The organism is Ectopseudomonas khazarica (assembly GCF_004521985.1).
Taxonomy (GTDB): domain Bacteria; phylum Pseudomonadota; class Gammaproteobacteria; order Pseudomonadales; family Pseudomonadaceae; genus Aquipseudomonas; species Aquipseudomonas khazarica.
In genome coordinates this window covers 1-425 of sequence record NZ_SBHZ01000049.1, presented here as the reverse complement: position 1 = coordinate 425, position 425 = coordinate 1, and the positions used below count along the sequence as shown (strand labels likewise).

Sequence of the window (425 nt, the reverse complement as noted above, 5' to 3'; positions counted from 1 at the left end):
CTTTCCTGGCGTACCTCGGTTACCTCGGCGGCTATGAAACTATTGCCGACACCATGACTAACCCGGATTATCGCAAAGCGGCCTTTGCCCTGATGATGCAGGAACAAGCGCCAACGCTGTCGATGCCGGAAGGTACGGACCTGAACGCCTATGCGACGCTGCTGATCGAGCGTTTCAGCAACCCGTCTCTGCGTCACCGTACCTGGCAGATTGCGATGGACGGCAGCCAGAAGTTACCGCAGCGTCTGCTGGACCCGGTGCGTCTGCACCTGCAAAACGGCGGCAGCTGGCGTCACCTGGCGCTGGGCGTGGCTGGCTGGATGCGTTACACCCAGGGCGTGGATGAGCAGGGTAATGCCATTGACGTGGTCGACCCGATGCTGGCCGAGTTCCAGAAGATTAACGCGCAGTATCAGGGCGCAGAC

Annotated in this window: 1 protein-coding gene; it reads left to right on the top strand. The window is 60.5% G+C overall.

Annotated features, from left to right (window positions below):
* The coding region (locus EPK82_RS24665; protein WP_455708956.1) for a mannitol dehydrogenase family protein at positions 1–425 on the top strand (425 nt) is incomplete at both ends.